This is a genomic window from Klebsiella oxytoca NBRC 105695 (genome assembly GCF_001598695.1).
Classification (GTDB): Bacteria; Pseudomonadota; Gammaproteobacteria; order Enterobacterales; family Enterobacteriaceae; genus Klebsiella; species Klebsiella oxytoca.
In genome coordinates, this window is the sequence record NZ_BCZK01000008.1 from 37,280 (window position 1) to 64,199 (window position 26,920).

At 49.9% G+C, this 26,920-nt stretch carries 16 protein-coding genes, 1 tRNA gene and 2 pseudogenes; 15 read left to right on the forward strand and 4 right to left on the reverse strand.

Annotated features, from left to right (window positions below; genetic code table 11):
- The first annotated feature begins 349 nt into the window (after nt 1–349).
- From KO1_RS27310 to KO1_RS15030, 9 genes and pseudogenes are all read left to right on the forward strand, one after another.
- Nucleotides 350–775, forward strand: a complete 426-nt coding sequence (locus KO1_RS27310; protein WP_227545601.1) for a putative zinc ribbon protein — start codon at nt 350–352, stop codon at nt 773–775.
- 160 nt (nt 776–935) lie between these two features.
- Nucleotides 936–1,204, forward strand: a pseudogene (locus KO1_RS28995) (IS3 family transposase); the annotation flags it as partial.
- 328 nt (nt 1,205–1,532) lie between these two features.
- A complete protein-coding gene (gene brxA / locus KO1_RS15000; protein WP_126468339.1) occupies nt 1,533–2,135 on the forward strand; it encodes a BREX-1 system protein BrxA in 603 nt (200 codons plus the stop codon).
- The gene (brxB, locus tag KO1_RS15005) at nt 2,132–2,734 is read left to right on the forward strand and encodes a BREX-1 system protein BrxB (protein WP_014837242.1); all 603 of its coding nucleotides are present in this window, start codon (nt 2,132–2,134) and stop codon (nt 2,732–2,734) included. Before brxA ends, brxB begins: the two co-directional genes overlap by 4 nt.
- 11 nt (nt 2,735–2,745) lie before the next feature.
- Complete coding sequence (gene brxC, locus KO1_RS15010; protein ID WP_064406990.1) at nt 2,746–6,387, forward strand: BREX system P-loop protein BrxC; 3,642 nt, start codon at nt 2,746–2,748, stop codon at nt 6,385–6,387.
- Nucleotides 6,388–6,431: 44 nt separating this feature from the next.
- Nucleotides 6,432–10,109, forward strand: coding sequence for a BREX-1 system adenine-specific DNA-methyltransferase PglX (pglX, locus tag KO1_RS15015; protein ID WP_064406991.1), 3,678 nt, complete (start codon nt 6,432–6,434; stop codon nt 10,107–10,109).
- 189 nt (nt 10,110–10,298) lie between these two features.
- Complete coding sequence (gene pglZ / locus KO1_RS15020; protein WP_064406992.1) at nt 10,299–12,899, forward strand: BREX-1 system phosphatase PglZ type A; 2,601 nt, start codon at nt 10,299–10,301, stop codon at nt 12,897–12,899.
- 10 nt (nt 12,900–12,909) lie between these two features.
- Nucleotides 12,910–14,994 (forward strand): protease Lon-related BREX system protein BrxL, encoded by a 2,085-nt coding sequence (gene brxL, locus KO1_RS15025; RefSeq protein ID WP_064406993.1) that lies wholly within the window; start codon nt 12,910–12,912, stop codon nt 14,992–14,994.
- A gap of 119 nt (nt 14,995–15,113) precedes the next feature.
- Nucleotides 15,114–16,463 (forward strand): phospholipase D-like domain-containing protein, encoded by a 1,350-nt coding sequence (locus tag KO1_RS15030; RefSeq protein WP_064406994.1) that lies wholly within the window; start codon nt 15,114–15,116, stop codon nt 16,461–16,463.
- Nucleotides 16,464–16,561: 98 nt separating this feature from the next.
- Here KO1_RS15030 and KO1_RS28740 read toward each other — a convergent pair.
- From KO1_RS28740 to KO1_RS15045, 4 genes and pseudogenes are all read right to left on the reverse strand, one after another.
- Nucleotides 16,562–16,738 (reverse strand): annotated as a pseudogene (locus KO1_RS28740) (IS3 family transposase); the annotation flags it as partial.
- A 112-nt stretch (nt 16,739–16,850) separates the two neighbouring features.
- Complete coding sequence (locus tag KO1_RS15035) at nt 16,851–18,563, reverse strand: hypothetical protein (protein ID WP_064406995.1); 1,713 nt, start codon at nt 18,561–18,563, stop codon at nt 16,851–16,853.
- A 370-nt stretch (nt 18,564–18,933) separates the two neighbouring features.
- Nucleotides 18,934–20,184: a tyrosine-type recombinase/integrase gene (locus KO1_RS15040; RefSeq protein ID WP_064406996.1), complete on the reverse strand. Its 1,251-nt coding sequence runs from the start codon at nt 20,182–20,184 to the stop codon at nt 18,934–18,936.
- Between the two features lie 198 nt (nt 20,185–20,382).
- Nucleotides 20,383–20,467 (reverse strand) — tRNA-Leu (locus KO1_RS15045).
- A 234-nt stretch (nt 20,468–20,701) separates the two neighbouring features.
- Here KO1_RS15045 and ahr point away from each other — a divergent pair.
- The 6 genes from ahr to KO1_RS15075 all read left to right on the forward strand — a co-directional run bounded on the left by ahr (nt 20,702) and on the right by KO1_RS15075 (nt 26,878).
- Complete coding sequence (gene ahr / locus KO1_RS15050; RefSeq protein WP_004108819.1) at nt 20,702–21,721, forward strand: NADPH-dependent aldehyde reductase Ahr; 1,020 nt, start codon at nt 20,702–20,704, stop codon at nt 21,719–21,721.
- A 190-nt stretch (nt 21,722–21,911) separates the two neighbouring features.
- Nucleotides 21,912–22,784, forward strand: a complete 873-nt coding sequence (locus KO1_RS15055; protein ID WP_004108822.1) for a carbohydrate ABC transporter permease — start codon at nt 21,912–21,914, stop codon at nt 22,782–22,784.
- Entirely contained in the window at nt 22,774–23,661 is an 888-nt protein-coding gene (locus KO1_RS15060; RefSeq protein WP_004108826.1) for a carbohydrate ABC transporter permease, read from the forward strand. Before KO1_RS15055 ends, KO1_RS15060 begins: the two co-directional genes overlap by 11 nt.
- Nucleotides 23,662–23,671: 10 nt before the next feature.
- Entirely contained in the window at nt 23,672–24,496 is an 825-nt protein-coding gene (gene gpdQ / locus KO1_RS15065) for a glycerophosphodiester phosphodiesterase GpdQ (RefSeq protein ID WP_047720417.1), read from the forward strand.
- Between the two features lie 5 nt (nt 24,497–24,501).
- Entirely contained in the window at nt 24,502–25,575 is a 1,074-nt protein-coding gene (locus tag KO1_RS15070) for an ABC transporter ATP-binding protein (protein ID WP_047720418.1), read from the forward strand.
- Nucleotides 25,568–26,878, forward strand: a complete 1,311-nt coding sequence (locus KO1_RS15075) for an ABC transporter substrate-binding protein (RefSeq protein WP_024273640.1) — start codon at nt 25,568–25,570, stop codon at nt 26,876–26,878. Before KO1_RS15070 ends, KO1_RS15075 begins: the two co-directional genes overlap by 8 nt.
- The last annotated feature ends 42 nt before the right edge of the window (nt 26,879–26,920 follow it).

Sequence of the window (26,920 nt, forward strand, 5' to 3'; positions counted from 1 at the left end):
GACCAGGATTGAGCAGAAAAATACGCTCTTACTCTATGGGTGTAACAAAGTACCTGATCGTCAATTCACCGGGCCACAGCGAGAAATCGATTTCTGAGTCTGACAGTTTTATTACGTCAGCATTCCGTAGTGTGATAACCACATCGCGATCCCCTTTTAACCCCTTTTAATCCATCCAACCGCAAGGCGCAGGCTTCCCCTTTTCGGGACGACTTGTGCCTGCCCTCAGGAGTCTTAAGATGTTTGCCAAACTCTTCCTCGCACACAACGGTATACGGTACTGTCTGGCCTGCCATACCGGTAAATGCAGTACAAGACATAACATCCCAGTGGAGGTAGCAGCATGCGCATGCTGAAATGTTACCTTGGCAATAATCGTGACGGGCACGTTGTCACTGCTAAAGACGCTATGCAGTCACCGGGTAGGATATGGACCTGTACTTCCTGCGGCTGTCAGTTGATACTTCATGCGGGTTCATCTGGTGAGGCCCCTTGGTTTGAACATGACCAGCGAACAGTGACGACAAACGTTCTGATGCAATGTGCCCATCTCGACCCTGAAGTTAAAGCCGAAGCCCGATGCCAAAAATTACGCAGTATCATCGGCGGACTGGATGCACCTGTAACGGTGCCATCCTGGTACTGCGTATGGTGTGGCAGTCATTATCAGGGGCGGAAGCACTGCGGCCGATGCCACTCGGGGATTTACAGTATTGAAGAGACCAGCTGGCAGAGAAATTACTGCTGTCCCCCCCCGGATAAGCCCTGTGGGTAGACGAACAGACTGACGAGGCGGGTATCGGACTGACCACTGGATGCGAGGTGTGATGAGATGCGTACGGTGTTGTGGGGACATTGTAAACAACAACAGTGCGCGTTCACGTTACCTGCACTGGCTAAAGGCGATACGGCTTCGCAATGGCACACGCGGATATCCGACTGAGGTACGCCTTTATCCGTGACAACATCTGTTGCTGGCCTGTTAGTCTGCTCTGTCGGCTGCAGGATGTTCATCCGAGTAGCTTCAGCAGCCGTATTCCCCTCAGTATCAGGCAGATCTGAGGCTAACAGGACAAATTAAACAGTTCTGGCTGATGTCCGGTTGCGCTTTTGGCTATCGCAAGCTCCATCTCGACCTGCGAGATATTGGGTAACAGGCGGGATTAATCGGGTCTGTCGGCTAATGAATCGTGCTGGGATAAAGAAAACGCTCTACCGAACGTGGGAGGAGGCCCGCAGTGATATTTGAAATGTTTTATAACATTTAGCACCGGCATTGTTCGAGTGATCAGATGCCACCAGCTGAATATAAAAAGCCATATTATCAACGTCTCAGAAGTGTCTAAATTAGACGTGCCGATTCAGAGCCTATTAACAAAAACAACTATGACATTAAGATATAAGTCCTCTTCTTTCGAACCTTACCCTCTCACAAATTGCCTTTTCTCATGGCATCCGGCCCCTTCCCCCATTACAATCATCGTTTGTTTTTTTGCGAGCTGCATAGCAGTCTTCAGAGGGTAGATATGACGATGAAAAACGACAAGGCATGGATTGGAGACCTGCTAGGCGGGCCGCTGATGAGCAGGGAAAGTCGAATCATCGCTGAGCTCATGCTTACCGCTCCCGATGAACAGACCTGGCAAGAGCAGATCGTGGGTCATAACATTCTCCAAGCTTCCTCTGCCAATACTGCAAAGCGCTATGCCACAACGATAAAAGTACGCCTGAATACGCTTGATAAAGCCGCGTGGTCACTTATTGCGGAAGGGAGCGAGCGCGAGCGTCAGCAATTGCTATTTGTCGCTCTGGTACTCCATTCACCGGTTGTTAAAGACTTCCTGGCTGAAGTGGTAAACGATCTGCGCCGACAATTTAAAGAAAAGCTCCCTATGGATAGCTGGGATGAGTTCGTGACCAGCCATCTTCGTCAGCAGCCCGTACTCACTAGTTACTCAGATTCATCCATCAAAAAAATGGGTAACAACCTGGTTAAAGCACTGGCTGAAGCGGGTTATCTGGATACGCCACGCCGACGTAATCTCCAGTCAGTCTTTCTTTTACCAGAAACTCAGGCGACCTTGCAGCGCCTCGGGCAACAGGAATTGGTTTCTATTCTGGAGGGGCAACGGTGATCGATCCCGTGCTTGAATACCGCCTGTCACAGGTTCAGAGCCGCATTAGCGAAGAGCGCTTTCTCAAAAACAACGGCTCAGGTAATGAGATTGGGTTCTGGATTTTTGATTATCCTGCTCAGAATGAGCTGCAGGTACGTGAACACCTGAAGTATCTTTTCCGTAATCTGGAAAAGGACCACAAGTTCGCGCACCTCAACATCTTTCAGATCATTATCGACATGCTCACCGAACGTGGGCTATTTGAGCGCGTCTGTCAGCAGGAAGTGAAAGTTGGTACCGAAGCGCTGAAAAAACAACTCGTTGGCTTGTTGAATCAGAAAAAGATCGCGGATTACATAGCAAAAAAAGTCGATCTTCAGAATCAAGAATTTGTCATCCTGACAGGCATGGGTAATGCCTGGCCGCTGGTTCGTGGCCATGAGCTGATGAGCGCCTTGCAGGACGTGATGGGTTTTACCCCTCTGTTGATGTTTTATCCAGGAACCTATAGCGGACACGATCTCTCCCCATTGGCGGGCATTGATTCCCGAAATTATTATCGCGCCTTCAGGCTGGTACCCGAAAGCGGGCCTGCGGCGACATTGAATCCTCGTTAAAGAGCACAGCAATGAATATTGAACAGATCTTTGAGAAACGTCTGGACCGAAATATTAATGGCGTTGTGAAAGCCGAACAGACGGACGATGCCAGTGCCTGGATTGAGCTTGATGAATACGTCATCACCCGGGAACTGGAAGGACATCTTCGCCATTTCTTCGAATCTTATGTTCCGGCAACCGGTCCGGAGCGCATACGCATGGAAAACAAAATTGGCGTATGGGTTTCAGGGTTCTTTGGCTCAGGTAAATCACACTTTATCAAGATTCTGTCGTATCTATTGTCTAACCGCAAAGTCAGCCATAACGGTACAGAACGTAATGCATACTCCTTCTTTGAAGACAAAATCAAAGATGCCCTGTTCCTCGCTGATATCAACAAAGCGGTCCATCATCCGACGGAAGTGATTCTGTTCAATATTGATTCTCGTGCTAACGTCGATGACAAAGAAGACGCCATCCTTAAAGTCTTCCTGAAGGTGTTTAACGAACGGGTTGGCTACTGCGCTGATTTTCCGCACATCGCCCATCTGGAGCGTGAGCTGGCTAAACGCGGCCAATACGACGCGTTTAAGACCGCATTTTCCACTATCACTGGTTCAAGCTGGGAAAAAGAGCGCGATTCTTACTATTTCATCAGCGATGAAATGGCAGAAGCCCTAAGTCAGGCCACAGGTCAAAGCGTTGACGCCTCGCGTCAATGGGTGGAACAGCTGGATAAGAACTTCCCATTAGATATCAATAATTTTTGCCAGTGGGTCAAAGAATGGCTGGATGAAAACGGCAAAAACATCCTCTTCATGGTGGATGAGGTCGGTCAGTTCATCGGTAAAAATACGCAGATGATGTTGAAGCTACAGACTATCACTGAAAACCTCGGTGTTATCTGTGGTGGACGCGCATGGGTTATTGTTACCTCCCAGGCGGATATTAATGCGGCCATCGGTGGGATGAGCAGCCGGGATGGACAAGATTTCTCTAAAATCCAGGGCCGCTTCTCTACCCGCCTGCAGCTTTCAAGCTCCAATACATCCGAAGTGATTCAAAAACGTTTGCTGGTTAAAACCGATGCAGCAAAACCGGCGCTGGCTAAAGTCTGGCAGGAAAAAGGCGATATTCTACGTAACCAGCTGGCATTTGACCCTACGACAGCCGCTTCTTTACGCTCTTACTCCAGCGAAAAGGAGTTTGTTGATAATTACCCGTTTGTCCCGTGGCACTACCAGATTCTGCAAAAGGTCTTTGAATCTATCCGTACTAAAGGTGCCGCCGGTAAACAGCTAGCGATGGGCGAGCGTTCGCAGTTGGAAGCCTTCCAGACAGCGGCACAGCAAATCGCTCCGCAAGGTCTGGATTCTCTGGTTCCGTTCTGGCGTTTTTATGCCGCGATTGAGAGCTTCCTGGAACCGGCCGTCAGCCGCACCATTACCCAGGCCTGCCAGAATGGCATTCTTGATGAGTTCGATGGTAACTTGCTGAAAACGCTGTTCCTGATCCGCTATGTCGATTTGCTGAAAAGCACGCCCGATAACCTGGTCACCCTTTCTATCGATAAAATCGATGCTGATAAAGTCGAGCTGCGCCATCGTGTTGAAAAAAGCCTGAATACACTCGAACGCTTAATGTTGATCGCACGCGTTGAAGATAAATACGTGTTCTTAACTAACGAAGAAAAAGAGATCGAGAACGAGATCCGCAACGTTGAAGTCGATTTCTCCGCGATCAACAAAAAACTGGCGTCGATCATCTTTGATGACATTCTGAAAAACCGCAAATATCGCTACCCAGCGAACAAGCAGGACTTCGATATCAGCCGTTTCCTGAACGGGCACCCGTTAGACGGCGCAATGCTTAATGATCTGGTGGTAAAAATTCTTACCCCCAAAGATCCGACCTATGATTTTTATGACAACGATGCTGCGTGTCGCCCTTACACCTCAGAGGGCGATGGCTGCATTTTAATTCGTTTACCTGCCGATGCCCGTACCTGGACCGACATTGATTTGGTCGTCCAGACTGAAAAATTCCTCAGAGACAATGCAGGGCAACGGCCGGAGCAGGCCAGCCTGCTTTCAGAAAAAGCCCGCGAGAACAGTGTTCGCGAGAAAATGCTCCGTGTGCAGCTGGAATCCCTCCTTGCCGAAGCGGACATCTGGGCGATTGGCGAGCGCTTACCGAAGAAATCCTCAACGCCGTCCAGCATTGTGGATGAAGCCTGCCGCTACGTGATTGAAAATACCTTCGGCAAGTTGAAAAACTTGCGTACGTTCAATGGTGACATCTCCCGCGAGATCCATGCACTACTTACGGTGGAGAATGATACAGAACTGGATCTGGGCGAACTGGAAGAATCCAATCCCGAGGCGATGCGTGAAGTGGAAACCTGGGTCAGCATGAACATTGAGTTCAATAAACCGGTCTATTTACGCGATCTTCTGAACCACTTTGCCCGTCGTCCTTATGGATGGCCGGAAGAAGAAGTGAAGCTGCTGGTAGCCCGTCTGGCGCGCAAAGGCAAATTCAGCTTTAGCCAGCAAAATAACAACATCGAGCGTAAGCAGGTTTGGGAGCTGTTCAATAACAGCCGTCGCCACAGCGAGCTACGTCTGCACAAAATTCGTCGTCACGACGAATCACAAATTCGCAAAGCCGCCCAAACCATGGCGGAGATTGCCCAACAACCGTTTAGCGAACGTGAAGAACCCGCACTGGTCGAACATATCCGTCAGGTCTTCGACGACTGGAAGCAAGAGCTGAATGTCTTCAGAGCGAAGGCTGAAGGTGGCAACAATCCAGGCAAAAATGAGATTGAGTCAGGTCTGCGCCTGCTGAATTCCATTCTTAGCGAAAAAGAAGAGTTTGCTCTGATTGAGAAGGTCACCACCCAGGCAAACGAATTGCTGGATTTCAGCGAAGATCGCGAAGATTTGGTCGATTTCTACCGCAAGCAGTTCTCCACCTGGCAAAAGCTGGGGGCTGCGCTGAACGGAAGCTTTAAATCCAACCGCAGCGCACTGGAAAAAGACGCCGTGGCGGTAAAAGCGTTAGGTGAGCTGGAAAACATCTGGCAGATGCCGGAGCCTTACAAGCATCTCAATCGCATCACGCCGCTGATTGAACAGGTTCAGAACGTTAACCATCAGTTAGTTGAACAGCACCGCCAGCACGCCCTGGAACGTATTGACGCCCGCATCGAAGAGAGTCGTCAACGCTTGCAGGAAGCGCATGCCACATCGGAGCTGCAAAACAGCGTTCTGCTGCCGATGCAAAAAGCCAGAAAGCGCGCTGAGGTCAGCCATTCGATTCCGGAAATTCTGGCGGAACAGCAAGAGACGAAAGCGCTGCAAACGGATGCTGAGAAGAAGATTAACCAGTGGATTGACGAGCTGCATAAAAAGCAGGAAGCCCAGCTACGAGCAGCGAATGAAGCTACACGCGCTGCAGAATCACAGCAGACCTATGTTGTGGTAGAAAAACCCGTTATCCAACCGGTACCGAAAAAAACACATCTGGTGAATGTCGCCAGCGAGATGCGCAAAGCCACCGGTGGTGAAGTGCTGGAAACCGCCGAGCAGGTAGAAAAAGCGCTGGATACGCTTCGTGCTGCCCTGCTGGCAGCCATTGAGGCAGGTGACCGGATCCGTCTTCAGTAACCCCATTTCAGGGCAGCGCTCTGCTGCCCTTTGCAGGATTTTCTATGAATACCAATAACATCAAAAAATACGCTCCACAGGCCCGTAACCAGTTCCGCGATGCTGTTATCCAGAAGCTAACCACGCTGGGGGTTTCCGTCGATAAAAAAGGCACTCTGCAAATTGCTGATGCCGAGATCGTCGGCGAGACCGTGCGCTATGGTCAGTTCGACTACCCCAAATCCACCCTCACCCGCCGCGATCGTCTGGTTAAACGCGCACAGGAACAGGGCTTTGACGTGCTGGTTGAACATTGTGCCTATACCTGGTTCAACCGCCTGTGCGCCATTCGTTATATGGAAATCCAGGGTTACCTTGACCACGGTTTCCGCATGCTCTCACATCCGGATAACCCGACCGGTTTTGAAGTATTGGACCATGTGCCGGAAGTGGCAGAAGCCCTGCTGTCGGAGAAAAAGGCACAGCTGGTCGAAATGAAGCTGTCCGGTAACAAGGACGAAACGCTATACCGTGAACTACTGCTAGCACAGTGCCACGCCCTGCACCGCGCGATGCCGTTCCTGTTTGAAGCAGTCGATGATGAAGCTGAACTGCTGCTGCCGGATAACCTGACCCGTACTGACTCTATTCTACGCGGTCTGGTAGACGGCATTCCGCCTGAAGACTGGGAAGACGTTGAAGTTATCGGCTGGCTGTATCAGTTCTATATCTCTGAGAAAAAAGATGCCGTTATCGGCAAGGTGGTAAAGAGCGAAGATATTCCTGCCGCCACCCAGTTGTTCACCCCAAATTGGATAGTGCAGTATTTGGTGCAGAACTCCGTCGGTCGCCAGTGGTTGCAGACCTACCCGGATTCGCCGCTGAAAGGCAAAATGGACTATTACATTGAGCCAGCCGAACAGACGCCAGAAGTGCAGGCGCAACTGGCAGCCATTACGCCTGCCAGCATTGAACCGGAAAGCATCAAGGTTCTCGACCCGGCCTGCGGCTCCGGCCATATTCTGATTGAAGCCTATAACGTGCTGAAAAATATCTATGAAGAGCGCGGCTATCGCGCCCGCGATATTCCACAGCTGATTCTGGAAAATAATATTTTTGGTCTCGATATCGACGACCGCGCTGCACAGCTTTCCGGTTTTGCATTATTAATGATGGCGCGTCAGGATGACCGCCGGATATTTACCCGTGATGTGCGTCTGAATATTGTCTCCCTGCAGGAGAGCCTGCATCTGGATATTGCTAAGCTGTGGCAGCAGCTGAACTTCCACCAGCAGAATCAGACCGGCAGCATGGGAGATATGTTTGCCGAAAATACAGCATTAGCGCATACCGACAGTACAGAATATCAGCTGCTGATGCGCACGCTGAAGCGCTTTGTGAACGCCAAAACACTGGGCTCGCTGATTGAGGTGCCACAGGAAGAAGAGGCGGCACTGAAGGCGTTTTTCAATGCGCTATATCGCCTTGAGCAGAAAGGCGATTTCCAGCAGAAGGCTGCGGCGAAAGCGTTTATTCCGTATATTCAGCAGGCATGGATCCTGGCGCAACGGTATGATGCGGTGGTGGCAAATCCGCCGTATATGGGTAACGGTGGGATGAATAGTGATTTGAAAACCTTTGCTAAGACTTACTTCCCTGATAGTAAATCAGATCTCTTTGCGATGTTTATGGAGCAGGCATTTTCTTTACTTAAAAACAATGGATATAATGCGCAAGTAAACATGCAGTCATGGATGTTCTTATCAAGCTATGAAAAATTAAGAGAGAAATTTCTTAAATCAAAAACATTCCATACCATGGCTCACCTTGGAGCAAAAGCATTCAGTCAAATATCCGGAGAAGTTGTTCAAATAACAGCGTGGGTGGCACTGAATGAACATTTAGATATGTTTAAACCTACTTTTTTTAGAATTATTGAAGGTTCTGAATCAGAAAAACAAAAAGCTCTAATAGAAAAAAAAGATGGTATTATTTTAAAGAATCAAAATAATTTCATGAAAATACCTGGTGCCCCCTTTGTGTATTGGAATGTAGATAAAATAAGCAAGTATTTTGAAAATACAAAAACTATTGGTGACTTATGTGATGCACGTAAAGGAATGGGAACGGGAGATAATGCTTCATTTGTGAGAGCCTGGCATGAAGTCTCACTAGAAGATATCGGATTTAATTTTGAGAATCGAGAAAATGCTTCGGCGTCTAATATTAGGTGGTTCCCGTACAATAATGGTGGGCGCTACAGAAAATGGTATGGTAACAATGAGGATGTTGTTAACTGGTATCAAGATGGAGTTGAAGTCAAAGCAACAGCCACTATAAAAAATAATGGTGGTCATTGGTCAAGATATCTTGTTAGCTTAGATCGTTTTTTCTGCCAAGGCTTAACTTGGTCTGATATTTCATCAGGTAATTTTGGTGCTCGTTATTTTGACAAAGGATATCTCTTTTCAAGTGTTGGCATGTGCGTTTTTTCTGAAAAATATAGCATATACAATCTACTAGGAATACTTAACAGTTCTGTAACTCAAGAGATATTAGATAGTATCAGCCCCTCACTACATTATGGTGTTGGAGAAATCAAAAAGATCCCATTGAAATTAATTAATAATGAATTAGATATCAAAGAGTTGGTTCGGATTTATGCGGAAGACTGGGGTTCAGTTGAGACCTCATATGAATTTTCAACGCTACCGATTATTGCTAACAAATCAGAAACAAAATCAATCAAAAATAATTATGCGAGCTTAATGGCAATCCAAGAGGAATCTATTAAGAAAGCACTTTCATTAGAAAAAAACAACAACATTCAATGTTTAGAAGCATATAACATAAACAAAAATGACTATCAGGACATTAGCGAAAGAGATCTAACATTATTTATTAACCCGTATTATAAGTTTAGTAATATCAAAGATGATAATTTAATTAAAAAAGCTCAGCAATCAGAGACATCACAAAGTTTATTGTCCTACTCCATCGGCTGCATGATGGGTCGCTACTCCCTCGATCGCGGAGGCCTAGTCTACGCCCATGAAGGCAACAAAGGATTTGCCGAACTTGTCGCTGAAAGCGCATACAAAACCTTCCCTGCGGACAATGACGGCATCCTGCCGCTGATGGATGATGAGTGGTTTGATGATGACGTAACCTCTCGCGTCAAAGAGTTTGTCCGCACCGTCTGGGGCGAAGAACATTTGCAGGAAAACCTCGAATTTATCGCCGAAAGTCTCTGTTTATACGCGATCAAGCCGAAAAAAGGCGAATCTGCACTGGATACCATCCGTCGCTATCTTTCCAACCAATTCTGGAAAGATCATATGAAGATGTATAAAAAGCGCCCGATCTACTGGCTGTTCAGCTCCGGTAAAGAGAAAGCGTTTGAGTGTCTGGTCTATCTGCATCGCTACAACGACGCGACGCTGGCGAGAATGCGTACCGAATATGTGGTGCCGCTGCTGGCGCGCTATCAGGCCAATATCGATCGCTTGAACGAACAGGTCGATGCTGCCTCCGGCGGCGAAGCCACCCGTCTGAAGCGCGATCGCGACAATCTGAGCAAGAAATTCAACGAACTGCGCAGCTTCGACGATCGCTTACGCCACTATGCTGATATGAGAATCAGTATTGATCTCGACGACGGCGTTAAGGTTAACTACGGTAAGTTTGGCGATCTGCTGGCGGATGTGAAAGCCATTACCGGCAATGCGCCTGAGGTGATTTAGTCAAATAACTTACCTTCCCACACCACCGGGCTTCAGCCTGGTGGTGATCTCAATACGGGAAACCTGCCTTATTCAGGCAACCGTCACCTCCAGTTCATGATAAAATGCGGCTTTGTGTCAGAACGCGGAACACGGTTTCCTGGCGTTAAGACATCTTCGAATTTACAGAACCAACATGGGATTGTGACCTTGCAAAATCAGGAATTTATTGCCGGCCTTAAAGCAAAATTCGCCGAATATCGCATCGTTTTCTGGCACGATCCCGATAAGCGTTTCCTCGAAGAGCTGGGTAACCTCGAACTGGAGAACGTCACGCTGCTCGATATGACCGATCAGTCACAGCTGGCGGTGAAAAAGCGCATTGAAATTGATGAGCCTGAACATCAATTTTTGCTGTGGTTCCCCCACGACGTGCCCCCGCGTGAACTCGACTGGCTGTTGGATATTCGTCTTTATAGTACGGAGTTCCACGCCGATTTCGCTGCCATCACATTGAATATACTAGGTATTCCGCTGCTTGGCTTACGTGAACATATTCAGCGTCGCAAGGCATTCTTTAGCAACAGTAAACGCCTAGCGGCGTTAAAAGGTCTGGTGACAGAGCAAGAAAACGAAGCCTCTCTTGATAAGAAGATGGTTGCAGTCATCGCTGGCGTAAAAACAGCAAAAACGGAAGAGATTCTGTTCAGCCTGATTACCCAATACGTTAATCAGCAGAAAGATGACGACAGCGAGCTGGAAAACACGCTGGCGATGCTGAAACGCCACGATCTTGAAGGTGTGCTGTGGGACATTCTGAATCAGGAAATGGGCTATCAAGCCGAACATCCTTCGCTGGAAAACCTGATCCTCAAGCTGTTCTGTACCGATCTCTCCGCGCAGGCTGATCCGCAGAAACGCGAATGGCTGGAAAAAAACGTGCTGACCACGCCGTCAGGCAGAGCATCCGCGCTGGCCTTTATGGTCACCTGGCGTGCCGACCGTCGCTACAAAGACGCTTATGATTATTGCGCACAGCAGATGCAGGATGCGCTGCGACCAGAAGACCAGTACCGTCTCAGCTCGCCGTATAATCTGCACGAGTGCGAAACCACGCTGAGCATTGAACAGACCGTTATTCATGCGCTAGTGACGCAACTTCTGGAAGAGAGCACCACGCTTGACCGTGAAGCCTTCAAAAAGCTTCTGTCCGAACGCCAGAGCAAATACTGGTGCCAGACGCGTCAGGAATACTACGCCATCTATGACGCGCTTCGTCAGGCTGAGCGGCTGCTGAATCTGCGTAATCGTCATATTGACGGTTTCCACTATCAGGACAGCGCAGCGTTCTGGAAAGCGTACTGCGAAGAGCTGTTCCGCTTTGACCAGGCCTACCGCTTATTTAACGAATACGCGCTGTTGGTTCACAGCAAAGGCGCAATGATCCTGAAAAGCCTGGATGACTATATCGAAGCGCTGTATTCCAACTGGTACCTGGCAGAATTAAGTCGGAGCTGGAATAAGGTTCTGGAAGCCGAAAACCGTATGCAGGAGTGGCGTATTGCGGGCGTTCCACGGCAGCAGAACTTCTATAATGAGGTGGTTAAGCCACAGTTTAACAATCCACAAATCAAGCGCGTATTCGTGATTATTTCCGATGCGCTGCGTTATGAAGTGGCTGAAGAGCTGGGCAACCAGATCAATACCGAAAAACGCTTTACTGCCGAACTGCGATCCCAGTTGGGCGTGTTACCCAGCTATACCCAGCTGGGTATGGCTGCATTATTACCTCATGACGAGATATGCTACCAACCGGGTAATGGCGATATCGTTTATGCGGACGGGCTGTCTACCTCCGGTACGCTTAATCGCGATACAATTCTGAAGAAATATAAAGGGATGGCAGTAAAATCCGACGATCTTCTGAAATGGAAAAATCAGCAAGGACGGGATCTTATTCGCGATTACGAAGTCGTCTATATCTGGCATAACACCATTGATGCCATGGGCGACAGCGCATCTACGGAAGAGAAGACCTTCGAAGCGTGCCGCAACGCGGTGGTTGAACTGAAGGATTTAGTGACTCGCGTGATAAACCGTCTCCACGGTACACGCATTATCGTCACGGCGGACCACGGTTTCCTGTTCCAGCAGCAGCCCCTTTCCGGGCAAGATAAAACCACGCTGCAGATCAAGCCAGACAATACGATTAAAAACCACAAGCGCTTTATTATCGGCCACCAGCTTCCTGCCGATGATTTTTGCTGGAAAGGAAAAGTGGCGGATACCGCAGGCGTCAGCGATAGCAGCGAGTTCCTGATTCCGAAAGGGATCCAGCGTTTCCATTTCTCAGGTGGAGCGCGGTTTGTCCACGGTGGCGCCATGCTTCAGGAAGTCTGTGTTCCCGTATTGCAGGTGAAAGCGCTGCAGAAAACCGCTGCAGAAAAGCAACCTCAGCGTCGTCCGGTAGACATCGTGAACTACCATCCGCTGATCAAACTCGTCAATAACATTGATAAAGTCAGCCTGCTGCAAACCCATCCGGTAGGTGAGTTATACGAACCGCGCACCCTGAATATCTTCATCGTCGACAACGCCAATAATGTGGTATCCGGTAAAGAGCGAATCTGCTTTGACAGCGATAACAACACAATGGAAAAACGCGTGCGTGACGTTACGCTGAAGCTGATTGGCGCGAATTTCAATCGCCGTAATGAGTACTGGCTGATACTGGAAGATGCACAAACGGAAACGGGTTACCAGAAGTATCCTGTGATTATCGATCTGGCATTTCAGGATGATTTCTTTTAAGTGAGGCGATATGCAAACCCATCATGACTTACCCGTTCCAGCCGTCTCCGAAGGGGAACTCGTCGCAGAAGGTTACGATCTGGACGCCTTACTGAATCAGCATTTTCGCGGTCGGGTAGTGCGTAAAGATCTGACCAAGCAGCTCAAGGAAGGGGCTAACGTCCCGGTCTATGTGCTGGAGTATCTGCTCGGTATGTACTGCGCTTCCGACGATGACCAGATCGTCGAGCAAGGGTTGCAGAACGTTAAGCGCATTCTGGCTGATAACTACGTCCGCCCTGATGAAGCGGAGAAGGTGAAATCGCTCATTCGTGAGCGAGGATCCTACAAGATCATTGATAAAGTATCGGTAAAGCTCAATCAGAAGAAAGACGTTTACGAAGCCCAGCTCTCCAACCTCGGCATTAAAGATGCATTGGTTCCACCGCAGATGGTCAAGGACAACGAGAAGCTGTTGACCGGTGGCATCTGGTGCATGATCACCGTGAACTACTTCTTTGAGGAAGGACAGAAGACGTCCCCTTTCTCTCTGATGACGCTTAAACCTATCCAGATGCCCAATATGGACATGGAAGAGGTATTTACCGCACGTACGCACTTCAACCTCGACCAGTGGATTGATGTCCTGCTACGTTCCGTGGGTATGGAACCTGCTAACATTGAGCAGCGAACTAAATGGCACCTGATCACCCGCATGATCCCTTTCGTGGAAAATAACTATAACGTCTGCGAACTGGGCCCACGCGGTACCGGTAAAAGCCACGTCTATAAAGAGTGTTCGCCAAACTCACTGCTAGTTTCCGGCGGACAAACCACGGTAGCAAACCTGTTTTACAACATGGCCAGCCGCCAGATTGGCCTGGTCGGTATGTGGGATGTGGTCGCGTTTGATGAAGTGGCAGGGATCACTTTCAAAGACAAAGACGGCGTGCAAATCATGAAGGATTACATGGCGTCTGGCTCGTTTTCCCGTGGCAGAGATTCGATTGAAGGCAAAGCATCGATGGTGTTCGTCGGCAACATCAATCAGAGCGTTGAGACGTTAGTCAAAACCAGCCATCTGTTAGCCCCCTTCCCTGCCGCGATGATCGACACGGCGTTTTTCGACCGCTTCCATGCCTATATACCCGGCTGGGAAATCCCGAAAATGCGCCCTGAATTCTTTACCAACCGCTACGGCCTTATCACAGATTATCTCGCCGAATACATGCGGGAAATGCGCAAACGCAGCTTCTCCGATGCGATTGATAAGTTCTATAAGCTGGGTAATAACCTCAACCAGCGAGATGTTATCGCGGTAAGGCGCACGGTTTCTGGTCTATTGAAACTTCTTCATCCCAATGGTTCTTACAGTAAAGAAGATGTCCGTGTTTGCCTGACCTACGCCATGGAAGCCCGTCGTCGAGTCAAAGAACAGCTTAAAAAGCTGGGCGGTCTGGAGTTCTTCGATGTGAATTTCAGCTACATCGATAACGAGACGCTGGAAGAATTCTTCGTCAGCGTGCCAGAACAGGGCGGCAGCGAATTAATTCCTGCTGGCATGCCAAAGCCAGGCGTAGTGCATTTAGTGACGCAAGCGGAAAGTGGCATGACGGGTCTGTATCGCTTTGAAACTCAGATGACCGCAGGCAATGGTAAGCATAGCGTTTCCGGTCTGGGATCAAGTACCTCGGCTAAGGAAGCTATCCGGGTTGGATTTGACTATTTCAAAGGCAACCTCAGCCGCGTTAGCGCAACAGCAAAATTTTCTGAACATGAGTACCACCTGCACGTAGTCGAATTGCATAATACTGGACCAAGTACCGCGACCAGTCTGGCGGCACTTATTGCCCTTTGTTCCGTTTTACTGGCGAAACCCGTTCAGGAACAAATGGTCGTCTTAGGTAGCATGACGCTCGGTGGAGTAATCAACCCTGTTCAGGATCTGGCGGCTAGCTTACAACTTGCTTTCGATAGCGGCGCGAAAAAGGTCCTTCTGCCGATGTCTTCTGCGGTAGATATTCCGACTGTACCAGCCGAGTTGTTTACCAAATTCCAGGTCAGTTTTTACTCTGAACCTGTAGATGCGGTGTATAAGGCGCTGGGAGTAAACTGAATATATCGAGGAGTAGCTCACACTCCTCGATAAAATAAACGATAAAATTCCCTCACTTGTTATGATGAGAGTCCTTAATATTGCCTACTCCAAATGGAATGATGTACGATTGTAGAACAATGAAACTTATCGCTAATGGATTAAACAAAGCATTTTTTAGGTCTATACTTCCCCCGGCAGAAACTGAAATTGACGGCGTTGTTGCCGCCATTGCCTATGGCGATGATAAAACGCCTCTGCTCGAGCATTGTCTCAAAAACCATCACCGGTTAGATATCTGGATGCGGTATGACCATACTGTTCCTGTTGCTCCTTCATTTTTATCTAAACTGCTTTTCCATACCAGGAATAATATCTTTTGTAAGCTGGTACCCGACTGTCTTCACAGTAAAGTCATCTGGTGGAAAGGTTATGGTGCATACATTGGTTCAGCAAACCTAACCGATCGCGCGTGGAATACCAACATTGAAGCGGGTGTCTTCTTTAGTGAAAGCGACTTGTACAACTCGGATTTAATCTCACAATTAGACGAGTTTTTCGATAATTTAGCATCTCTTGATTGTTGTATTAGCCTGAGCCAAGAAATCATTGATGAACAAAAAAAGTTACAAAAATTAAAAATAGAGGAAGATAAAAAAGAACAAGAGCTTATCAAAAAACGCCTTGTACCAGAATGGGGCGGAGTCAGTAATTATGACAAGCTGAAGGAGAATGATAAAAGAAAAGACAGCTTCCATAAAGAATGGGAGAGTACACTTTCCATAATACGAAATATAACCTTCCAGATAAGTGACTTCAGACCACACTGGGTCTCAGAGAACACACCTCTTTTCTGGCAAACCGACCAGTTTTTACACGCATATTATTACAACCAGGTTCATCAAAGTGATAATACTTATCCTTTTGAGGATTATCATCAGATAAACAGTAAAGATCCTCAAGCTGCACTAATGAATATGTTGTCATGGTGGAAGAATCTCTCTTTCCCCCCATCTCATGAAGATACCAACCTGGGAATTTACGCTCCTTATATTCGTGAGCACTTATCAAAAAGCAAAATTAGTTCATTGACTGAGGATAATCTCAATAACATATTCTTCTATACGCATGCAACGATGGACCATGTGATAAAAATGAGTACTGAAACCTTTGGCCTGTCTGCCCAAAATTCCATAAACAGGGAAGAACGTGCCATTTTATTCACCAAATGGATCATGGGCCAGACTAATCAAAAAGGTATGACTATTGCTGAATTACTCAACTATGTCCTCTACGGTGGAAAACCTTCATTAATGTGGGAAAGGATATACCAGGCAGGAAAGGATGAAGAGTACAAATTCCAGCATTACGGTATTAACTCTATTGCTGAAGTGGTCGGTTGGGCAAGGCCAGAAGATACTCCGCCCAGAAATGGCAGAACTAATAAAGCATTGCGGGCCTTGGGTTATCCAGTTCACGTGAATATTTGAACATATCGTCTCCTACTCCGTTAAATATGATTCTCAATAAATGAAGGAGTTCAAAGGCATGCTCAGTTCACTAGAACACGCTTGCCGGTGTGCAGTGGTCAACTTAACTTGGCCACCGCTTTATATTTTTTCCAGTATTGGTTTTCCGATTCGTTTGGCGGTAACCCACCGTTATTTTAATGCGGTCTGAGCGCACTGTAATATCCGACGATATAGTCCGTTATTGCATGGGCTGCGTCGCTGAAGCTTATATAATCAGTTACGGGTAACACCTCTTTTCAGGTGGCCAAAACCAGTGTGCTATTATAAAAACACCGATGGAACGCTACTTTGAACCTACTGAAAAAACACCACACTCCGATACCGTTCACGCAACCTACTGCCATCTTATTTTTCATATAGCATAACTGCTCCATACCTATGATTAATAAGTGACAGGGGCAGGAACTCTTTTAAATAATGCATCGAATCAAATGAATTTATGCCTTGACTAAAGAATGTGTAATCGGAAAATTTAGTTTTCCTAATATTTATTTTGCCAAAGTGATCCGTATGAGGCAGCCATTTATAGCTAGCGAAAAAATCATATACCTCTTGAAGTGATTCACTCATCTCTACTATTTTAGTGAATACTCTTTTGGGAAGGATAATGATATCTGTATCAGATTGCACACCTGTAAACCCATCTAAGATAACCACTCCCTTAACGTTCCATTCACTCAAATCTTTAATACTACAACATCCCATTCGCAAGATGTGTTTTTTATGTTTATTTGCAGCGTTAACTTTTTTCTGAGCCTGCTCTACTTTTTCCATGCATACTTTTTGTCGATTAAAAATTTCATTTGGATCACTAGGCTGCAACATCCACCGAAGTTCACAAATCAATATTGTTTTGGAGCTTTCATCCAAAAGAATCAGATCAATTTCACCACCTTCTTTTTTGGGAAGCATTAAATTTGTTAGAGGTGTAAATTTACCATTAATTTTACTGAGAATATTTTTGGTCATTTCAACTTCAAATAAATGACTTATTTTATTGAATCCTTTTTCATCAATTCTACTATGAAGAGTCAACGCATTTCGGTCAAAGTTTGATGTAATTACGAGGTAATTAGGTATGACATACTCATTTCCTACGTCAATAAGAGGTTGCAAAGCCGGATCTGGGGATTTGACATTTTTTCCATAGGTCAGGAATTCGGTAATTTTTTCAATTGTCTCATTTGATAGACCTGAATATTTTGAGATATTCTCCTTGAACAGGGATTTCTTTATTCTTAATACTCTTTGCTCTAACCCTCCCCCTTTTATTTCATGAATCCTGCTATTAAACAGTACAGCAACAGTATGATGAATACATATGCAAATTAAAGAACGAAAATACGCTCTAAACTCCGATAGGGAAAAACAAGAGAATATCCATCTCTCATCAACCGGAACGTAAAACGGGGCTATTTGGCTGTCCAAGTAGCACATGAGTTTTTGGCTGTGAGGATAATTTATCAACTCACCTTCGAAATGAGCATCTGACATTATTTCTTGAATTAAGCCATCATCAAAATCAAGAAACATTAGTTCATATAAGACTTGAAATGCTGATTTTCCTACAAGGGATGGTTCAAAAGATAAGTGGTGGTGGAGAATGGAGTACTCCAAATCAATTTTATTATAACTGAAGTGTATCTCGTCATTTTGCTGCATAGCATTTGTTAATTTTTTATGAAGTGATATAAATAGGGTGCAAATATGGCTATAATCACAAGATGCTCTGTAAACCTTTAATAATTGAGTGTAAACCTCTGGGGAAATAATCTCATCATAAACACATATATGACTATCAAAACACTGTTTATCTATTTCAGACAGCATATGCTTTATAGCAATTTTATTATTCTCAAATAACTCATTTATCCAGAGCAAGTGACTCGAGGTTGCTTTACCAAATCCTTTTTTATATAAGTCATTCATTGCGAAAAAGAGCGTATCTTCCGAGACGGTAAGTGCTCGCCAAATTGCCAATCCTTTTATATCGGTTGTAAGATCAAGTGATTTGTAGAATAAATCAACTTCATTCTCAATTTGCTGAATGCTTTTCATATACTATCCTTATTATCTGATTGCTCTGGATAAAATAACCTATATTTCAGTGTAAGTAAATGCAGGGTGTTGTACGAGCAGTGAACTAAATAGCTGCATCTAATAAATATCAGGATGTTTATGAATACCGCTTCACCTTTCCTTGGCAACAAACATGGGTTAACGACAGTGGAGCGGCATTATGCACAGCTATTTAGATTCAAGTACTAAACCACATATGCCATCCAAGTTTTTTATAGACACTGTAGCATTGAGTTCTTTTATATTGTCAGAGAACACCTTCATTATCGAATCCTTAAATAAATTATTACTACCTTAAGTGGATAATAATAAGCCCCCCTCTTCTATTCAAAAAATTAATTCTTTTCAATTATTTTTTTGCATAGTCAAACGGGCTAACCCCCTTCTCCCTATTAGCATCCAGATAATCAGCCCACCACTGCAGCATCAACCTGCGCTCCCCCAGATGTTCCGCTTTATGGATGTAGGCAGCCCTAACAGAGCTACGCTCCTGATGGCTCATCTGCCGCTCTACCGCATCCCTCGACCATAGACCCGATTCAATCAATGAGCTACAGGCCATCGTCCTGAATCCATGCCCACAGACCTCCGTTTTCGTGTCATAACCCATCACTCTCAGCGCCTTATTCACCGTGTTCTCACTCATCGGCTTACGCGGATCGTGATCGCCCACAAAAATCAGTTCTCGATTCCCATTCATGCTTTTTATCTTTTCCAAAATGGCGAGAGCCTGCCGCGACAAAGGTACAAGATGAGGAGTCCGCATCTTTGAACCACGCTGAGAATGCTTGACTCCTTCCAGTGGCTCACGCTCGCCCGGAATCGTCCACATAGCCGTTTCAAAATCTACTTCTGACCAGCGGGCAAAACGCAGCTCGCTTGAACGGATAAAAACCAACAAAGTGAGTTCAACAGCCAATCGGGTTAACGGCCTGCCGGAGTAATGATCAATGCGATGAAGTAATTCAGGAATGCGATTAAGTTCTAACGCAGCGCGATGTTGCCGCTTTGCTGTAGCAACCGCTCCAGCGATCTCCTGCGCGGGGTTGTAGTCGATTAAGCCGCTCTGAACGGCAAAGCGCATAATCGCGGTAGTCCGCTGCTGTAAACGGGCGGCGACTTCAAGTCGCCCGGATGACTCGACAGCTTTAATGGGTACAAGAAGATCCCGAGTCTTAAGTTCCGCAATGTTCCGCTTACCGATAGCAGCAAAGAGATTATCTTCGAGGCTTTTCAATACACGAGCGCTATGTGATGCAGACCACTTCTGATTGCTGGCGTGCCAGTCTCTGGCAACCACTTCAAACGTTATCGCCTCTTGCTCCTGCTCTACCTTAACGGCTTTCTTGTTCTCACTGGGATCGACGCCATTAGCTATTAGCTTACGGGCTTCATCCCGGCGACCCCTGGCATCGGCCAGCGAGACTTCAGGGTATTTCCCCAGCGCCAGCATCTTCTCCTTACCGCCAAAACGATAACGAAGCCGCCAGTATTTGGAGCCGTTAGGGTGAACCAGCAAAACCATGCCTTCACCGTCAGTTAGTTTGTAGGCTTTTGCTTCAGGCTTTGCCGAACGAACCTTCACATCACTCAGAGCCATGATAAGTATCCTTTCAAGGTTTCTGTGTGGGTACAAACATTATCGAACCGGGATATACCCGCAGTTGTACCCGCATCAGTAAGTTGATGTAGATTGAATCAGGTTGACTTAGGTTGAGTGAAAAAGCGAGGAAAGCCTTGCGGATACTGGATTTCAGGCACAAAAAAAGACGTCCGTTGACGTCTATTGATGTTCCGATGGTGCCGAAGGCCGGACTCGAACCGGCACGTATTTCTACGGTTGATTTTGAATCAACTGCGTCTACCGATTTCGCCACTCCGGCACGGAAAGGATACGGAAAACGTTCTGGATTATACCTGTCATACGCTGCCATGCAAGCAACGTTGCATTCACCTGCCACCAAGTGATGAATTTTTCATCGGCTCAGTGGGTTAGCCTCTTCAGGGCACATTTTTCCCTCCTCTATACCCCTCCTTCCCCCCTCCTTCTGCCAAGCGTCCCCTCGCCCCATGCTCTACACTTCCTTCTTAACTACGCCAAACCCAAGGAAACTGTCATGAGCACTATTAAAAGTTACGCCGCCAAAGAAGCGGGCGCCGATCTGTCGCTGTGGGAGTACGATGCCGGCGACCTTAAGCCGGAAGATGTCGAAGTGCAGGTGGAGTACTGCGGGATCTGCCACTCCGACCTGTCGATGATCGACAACGAATGGGGCATGTCGAGCTATCCGCTGGTGGCCGGTCACGAGGTGATTGGCCGGGTGGCGGCGCTGGGCAGCGCGGCGCAGGATAAAGGGCTGAAGGTTGGTCAGAAGGTCGGCATTGGCTGGACAGCGCGCAGCTGCGGCCACTGCGACGCCTGTATCAGCGGCAACCACGTGAACTGTCTGGAAGGCTCGGTGCCCACCATCATCAACCGCGGCGGCTTCGCCGATAAGCTGCGCGCCGACTGGCAATGGGTGATCCCGCTGCCGGAAAACGTCGATCTTGAATCCGCCGGGCCGATGCTCTGCGGCGGCATCACGGTCTTCAAACCGCTGCTGATGCATCACGTCACGGCGAACAGCCGCGTCGGCGTCATCGGCATTGGCGGCCTCGGCCATATCGCCATCAAGCTGCTGCACGCGATGGGCGCGGAAGTCACCGCCTTTAGCTCTAACCCGGCGAAAGAGCAGGAAGTACTGGCAATGGGCGCCGATCGCGTGGTGAACAGCCGCGATCCCGAAGCCTTAAAGGCGCTGGCCGGCCAGTTCGACCTGATTATCAACACCGTCGCCGTCGACCTCGACTGGCAGCCGTACTTTGAAGCGCTGGCGTACGGCGGCAACTTCCACACCGTCGGTGCGGTAATGAAGCCGTTCCCGGTCCCCGCTTTTACCCTGATTGGCGGCGACCGCAGCATCTCCGGCTCGGCCACCGGCAACCCGTCCGAGCTGCGCAAGCTGATGAAATTTGCCGGACGCAGCAAAGTCGCGCCAACCACCGAGCTGTTCCCGATGTCGCAGATCAACGAGGCGCTGAAGCACGTTCGCGAGGGCAAGGCCCGCTACCGCGTGGTGCTGAAAGCCGACTTCTGATCGTTCCTCATCATGCTTCAGGCCGCAGCCGCGCGGCCTGAACGCCACTGGCCGGGGTGATGCCGGGCGGCCCGTCTGCCCGGCGCTTGTTTCCCTGGTCATTAAACCGTCATCTCCCCGCCATACGTTTGCAGTCAATCCTTCTCACAATCCGGGCTTCTACAAACGCCTGAATGAGACGTCCGCCACCATGAGAAAAACCTGGCTTCCCTGGCTGATACTGTCGCCTTCCCTGCTGTTTTTATTACTGTTTACCTGGTTTCCCCTCGGGCGATCGATTTATGACAGCCTGTTCGATACCCGCATGGTCAGCGACGGCGGCCAGTATGTCGGGCTGGAGAACTTTAGTCGTCTGTTCGCCGACAACGTCTTCTGGCAGTCGCTGGTGAATAACCTGCTTTATATCCTGCTGACGGTGGTACCGGGCGTGACCCTCGCCCTGCTGCTGGCGGTCGCCCTGACCGAGAATCACCGCGTCAACCGCTGGCTGCGCACCGCGTTCTTCTTCCCGATGATTATCCCGATGGTCAGCGCCGCCGCGCTGTGGCTGTTTATCTTTATGCCGGGCCTTGGCCTGCTCGACCACTATCTGGCGAAGCTGTTCGGCCCGATGAACAACAACTGGCTGGGGCGCAGCAATAGCGCGCTGCTGGCGCTGGCGCTGATTGGCGTGTGGAAGTTCGCCGGTTATTACATGCTGTTTTTCCTCGCCGGGCTGCAAAGCATTCCGGCCTCCACGCGCGAAGCGGCGATCATGGAAGGCGCCACCCGCACGCAGATATTCTTTAAGGTCACGCTGCCGCTGCTGCGCCCGACCCTGAGCTTTGTGATAACCACGGCGCTGATCTACTCCATCACCCAGATCGACCACGTGGCGGTGATGACCCGCGGCGGGCCGGATAACGCCACGACAGTACTGCTCTACTACATCCAGAACCTCGCCTGGGACACCCATGATTTAGGTAAAGCTTCCGCCGCCACCTTCCTGACGCTGGCCGGGCTGTTTGCCTTCTCGCTGATTAACCTCAAACTGCTGGAGAAAGGAGCGCACTATGAGCGCTGAAATCTCGCCGCTGGCGCTGCGATCGCACAGCGCATCGCGCCCGCTCTGGCTGCGCCTGCGCCGCTCGCAGCCCTTTACGCTCACGGTATTAATGTGCTGCCTGGCGCTGCTGTGGATGAGCCCGTTTTTATGGATGCTGGCGACCTCGTTTAGCGCCACGACCTTCGGCGAGGATATGGCCTCCCTGCTGCCCCGTATGCCGCTGACGCTGGATAACTTTCGCGATGCCTGGGCCAGCGCCGACTGGCTGAGCCTCTACGCCAATACCCTTATCTTCACCTTCGGCACCTTCTTCGTGCAGCTGTTGACCATCACCACCGCCGGCTACGTCTTCGCCTGCCACGAGTTTCGCGGCAAGAAGACGCTGTTCCTGATGTTCCTCGTCCAGCTGATGATCATGCCGGTGGTGATGATGGTGCCGAACATGCTGACCCTGAAAACCTTCGGCCTGCTCAACACCCTCACCGGGGTGATGATGCCCTACTTCACCTCGGCGTTCGGCGTGTTCCTGATGCGTCAGGCGTTTCTGGCCATACCCAAAGAGCTGGAAGAGGCGGCGCTGATGGAGGGCTGTCGCTGGTGGCAGGTGCTGTTCCGCGTGCTGCTGCCGATGTCCTGGCCGTCGGTGCTGGCCTTCGCCACCGTCAGCATTACCTACCACTGGAACGAGTATCTGTGGCCGCTGATGATGCTGAACGACCCGGACAAACAGGTGCTGACCGTGGGGCTGGTCTCGTTCGCCATGGGCGCCGAATCCGGCGGTCAGTGGGGCATCATCGGCGCCGGCACGCTGATGGTCTGCCTGCCGCTGATGCTGGCGTTTATCCTCTTCCAGAAACAGTTCCTGCGAAGCTTCGGCTTCTCCGGGATCAAATAAGGAGCTCTTCATGCTGTTAGCGCAAATTTCCGATACCCATTTCCGCAGCCGCGGCCAGAAGCTGTACGGCTTTATTGACGTCAACGCCGCCAATGCCGACGTCGTCTCCCAGTTGAACGCCCTGCAGGAGCGTCCGGACGCGGTGGTGGTGAGCGGCGATATCGTCAACTGCGGCCGCCCGGAAGAGTATGAGGTCGCCCGCCAGATCCTCGGCAGCCTGAACTATCCGCTGTATCTCATTCCCGGCAACCACGACGATAAAGCGCTGTTTCTGGAGTACCTGCATCCGCTGTGCCCGCAGCTCGGCCGCGACGCGCAAAACATGCACTACGCGGTAGACAATTTTGCCACTCGCCTGCTGTTTATCGACTCCAGCCGGGCGGGTACGTCGAAAGGCTGGCTGACCGAGGAAACCATCAAGTGGCTGGAAGCCCAGCTGTTTGATGGTGGCGATAAACCGGCGACGGTATTTATGCATCATCCGCCGCTGCCGCTGGGCAACGCGCAGATGGACCCTATCGCCTGCGAAAACGGCCATCGTCTGCTGGCGCTGGTTGAGCGTTTCCCGTCGCTGACGCGCATTTTCTGCGGCCATAACCACAGCCTGACCATGACCCAGTATCGCCAGGCCATCATCTCCACCATCCCGGGAACCGTCCACCAGGTACCCTACTTTTATGAAGATACCCGACCGTACTACGACCTCTCTCCGGCGTCGTGCCTGATGCATCGCCAGGTCGACGAGCAGTGGGTGAGCTATCAGCATCCTCTGACCCACTACGCCGGCCCCTGGATGTACGACGAAAATATCAGCTGCCCAACGGAAGATTGCTAAACGCCATGCTTAGTCTGCAAAACATCAGTAAACAGTTTGACGGTAAACCGGCCCTCAGCGCCCTGTCGCTGGATATCCGCGAAGGGGAATTCGTGGTGCTGGTGGGCCCGTCCGGCTGTGGTAAAAGCACCCTGCTGCGCCTGCTCGCCGGGCTGGAGCCGGTCAGCGAGGGGGAGATCTGGCTGCACGATGAGAACATCACCGACATGTCGCCCAGAGCGCGTAATTTCGCGATGATCTTCCAGAACTATGCGCTGTTTCCGCACCTGTCGGTGCGCGACAACATCACCTTCGGCATGAAGGTGCGCAAAGAGGAGAAGGCCAGCTGGCAGCCCCGGGTGGATAAAGTCGCGCAGATGCTGCAGCTGGATACCCTGCTCGATCGCAAACCGGCGAAGCTCTCCGGCGGCCAGCGGCAGCGGGTGGCGATGGCGCGGGCGATTGTGCGCAATCCGCGCCTGTTCCTGATGGATGAGCCGCTCTCCAACCTCGACGCCCGCCTGCGTAGCGAAGTGCGCGACAGCATTATGGACCTCCACCAGCAGCTCAGAACCAGCACCGTCTACGTCACCCATGACCAGACGGAAGCGATGTCGATGGCCGACCGCATCGTGGTGATGAACGGCGGCCACGTACAGCAGGTCGGGCGACCGGAGTATCTGTACGCCAACCCGGCCAACCTGTTTGTCGCCGGGTTTATCGGATCTCCGGCGATGAATCTGCTCTCGCTGCCCTGCGCTGATGGTGAGGTATTACTGGGTGAGCTGCGCTATCCGCTGCCGCCGCGCTACCGTGAAGAATCCCGAGTGTGGTTAGGCATTCGCCCGGAACATATCAGCGACCGCGTGGAGGAGAGCCATCTGCGCCTGCCCGCCACCGTGCTGCAACGAGAACTGATGGGAGCCGATTATTTGCTCCACGTCAGCACCCCCGCCGGCACCTTACGCTTTAGCCGTCGCCATCGCGGCGCGGTGCCGGAGAAAGGCGATTCGCTGATCCTCGGCTTTTCACCTGCCGATGTGCATCTTTTTCATGCTGAGAAACAGCATAATTTACTGATGGAGACAGACCATGTTTAAACCTCTCACCGCTCTCGCGGTTGGGCTCAGCCTTGCCCTGAGCGGCGCGGCGCTGGCGAAAGAGAAGATCGACTTCATGTTTCCGGCGCCGGTGGACGGCAAGCTGACCATGGAGATGACCCGCGTCATTAAGCAATTCAACGAGTCGCAGCAGGATGTCGAAGTGCGCGGGATCTTTACCGGCAACTACGACACCACCAAGATCAAAGCCGAATCAGCACAGAAAGCCGGGCAGCCGCCCGCGCTGGTGATTATGTCCGCCAACTTCACCACCGATCTGGCGCTGAAAGATGAGATCCTGCCGATGGACGAACTGTTCCAGTATGGCGATCAAAAAGCGGGGGAATTTCTGGTGAAGGCGTTCTGGCCCGCCATGCATAAAAACGCCCAGGTGATGGGCACCACCTATGCGATCCCGTTCCATAACTCGACGCCGATCCTCTACTACAACAAAACGATGTTCGATCGGGCCGGGATCAAACAGCCACCGCAAACCTGGGCCGAGCTGCTGGCGGACGCCAGAAAGCTGACCGACGAAAGCAAAGGCCAGTGGGGGATCATGCTGCCGTCGACCAACGATGATTACGGCGGCTGGATCTTCTCGGCGCTGGTGCGCGCCAACGGCGGAAAATACTTTAACGAGGACTATCCGGGCGAAGTCTATTACAACACGCCAACCACCATCGGCGCCCTGCGCTTCTGGCAGAACCTGGTCTATAAAGACAAAGTGATGCCTTCCGGGGTGTTAAATTCGAAACAGATCGGCGCCAGCTTCTTCTCCGGCAAAGTCGGAATGGCGATGCTGAGCACCGGCGCGCTGGGCTTTATGCGCGAGAACAGCAAAGATTTTGAGCTGGGCGTGGCGATGCTGCCGGCTAAAGAGCAGCGGGCGGTACCGATCGGCGGCGCCAGCCTGGTCAGCTTCAAGGGCATCAACGACGCGCAGAAAAAAGCGGCGTATCAGTTCCTGACGTATCTGGTGAGCCCGCAGGTCAACGGCGCCTGGAGTCGCTTTACCGGTTACTTCTCCCCGCGTAAGGCCGCCTACGATACGCCGGAAATGAAGGCGTATCTGCAGCAGGATCCGCGCGCGGCTATCGCCCTCGAACAGCTGAAGTATGCCCATCCATGGTACTCCACCTGGGAGACCGTTGCCGTGCGTAAGGCGATGGAAAATCAGCTGGCCGCGGTGGTCAATGATGCCAATGTTACCCCGGAAGCCGCGGTGCAGGCGGCGCAGAAGGAAGCCGATGCGTTGATGAAGCCCTACGTCGATAAAACCGCGCTGGCGGAAGTGAAGTAGCCCTTTCCCTCGCTATCCCCGCCGATAGCTGAGGTATCTTCT

What these genes read in the sequence shown, in the direction of transcription:
- KO1_RS15030 (WP_064406994.1), top strand. Translation starts at nt 15,114, where the DNA reads ATGAAACTTATCGCTAATGGATTAAACAAAGCATTTTTTAGGTCTATA.
- KO1_RS15040 (WP_064406996.1), bottom strand. Translation starts at nt 20,184, where the DNA reads ATGGCTCTGAGTGATGTGAAGGTTCGTTCGGCAAAGCCTGAAGCAAAA.
- ahr (WP_004108819.1), top strand. Translation starts at nt 20,702, where the DNA reads ATGAGCACTATTAAAAGTTACGCCGCCAAAGAAGCGGGCGCCGATCTG.
- KO1_RS15060 (WP_004108826.1), top strand. Translation starts at nt 22,774, where the DNA reads ATGAGCGCTGAAATCTCGCCGCTGGCGCTGCGATCGCACAGCGCATCG.
- gpdQ (WP_047720417.1), top strand. Translation starts at nt 23,672, where the DNA reads ATGCTGTTAGCGCAAATTTCCGATACCCATTTCCGCAGCCGCGGCCAG.
- KO1_RS15075 (WP_024273640.1), top strand. Translation starts at nt 25,568, where the DNA reads ATGTTTAAACCTCTCACCGCTCTCGCGGTTGGGCTCAGCCTTGCCCTG.
- KO1_RS15055 (WP_004108822.1), top strand. Translation starts at nt 21,912, where the DNA reads ATGAGAAAAACCTGGCTTCCCTGGCTGATACTGTCGCCTTCCCTGCTG.
- KO1_RS15035 (WP_064406995.1), bottom strand. Translation starts at nt 18,563, where the DNA reads ATGAAAAGCATTCAGCAAATTGAGAATGAAGTTGATTTATTCTACAAA.
- KO1_RS27310 (WP_227545601.1), top strand. Translation starts at nt 350, where the DNA reads ATGCTGAAATGTTACCTTGGCAATAATCGTGACGGGCACGTTGTCACT.
- KO1_RS15070 (WP_047720418.1), top strand. Translation starts at nt 24,502, where the DNA reads ATGCTTAGTCTGCAAAACATCAGTAAACAGTTTGACGGTAAACCGGCC.
- brxA (WP_126468339.1), top strand. Translation starts at nt 1,533, where the DNA reads ATGAAAAACGACAAGGCATGGATTGGAGACCTGCTAGGCGGGCCGCTG.
- pglX (WP_064406991.1), top strand. Translation starts at nt 6,432, where the DNA reads ATGAATACCAATAACATCAAAAAATACGCTCCACAGGCCCGTAACCAG.
- brxL (WP_064406993.1), top strand. Translation starts at nt 12,910, where the DNA reads ATGCAAACCCATCATGACTTACCCGTTCCAGCCGTCTCCGAAGGGGAA.
- brxC (WP_064406990.1), top strand. Translation starts at nt 2,746, where the DNA reads ATGAATATTGAACAGATCTTTGAGAAACGTCTGGACCGAAATATTAAT.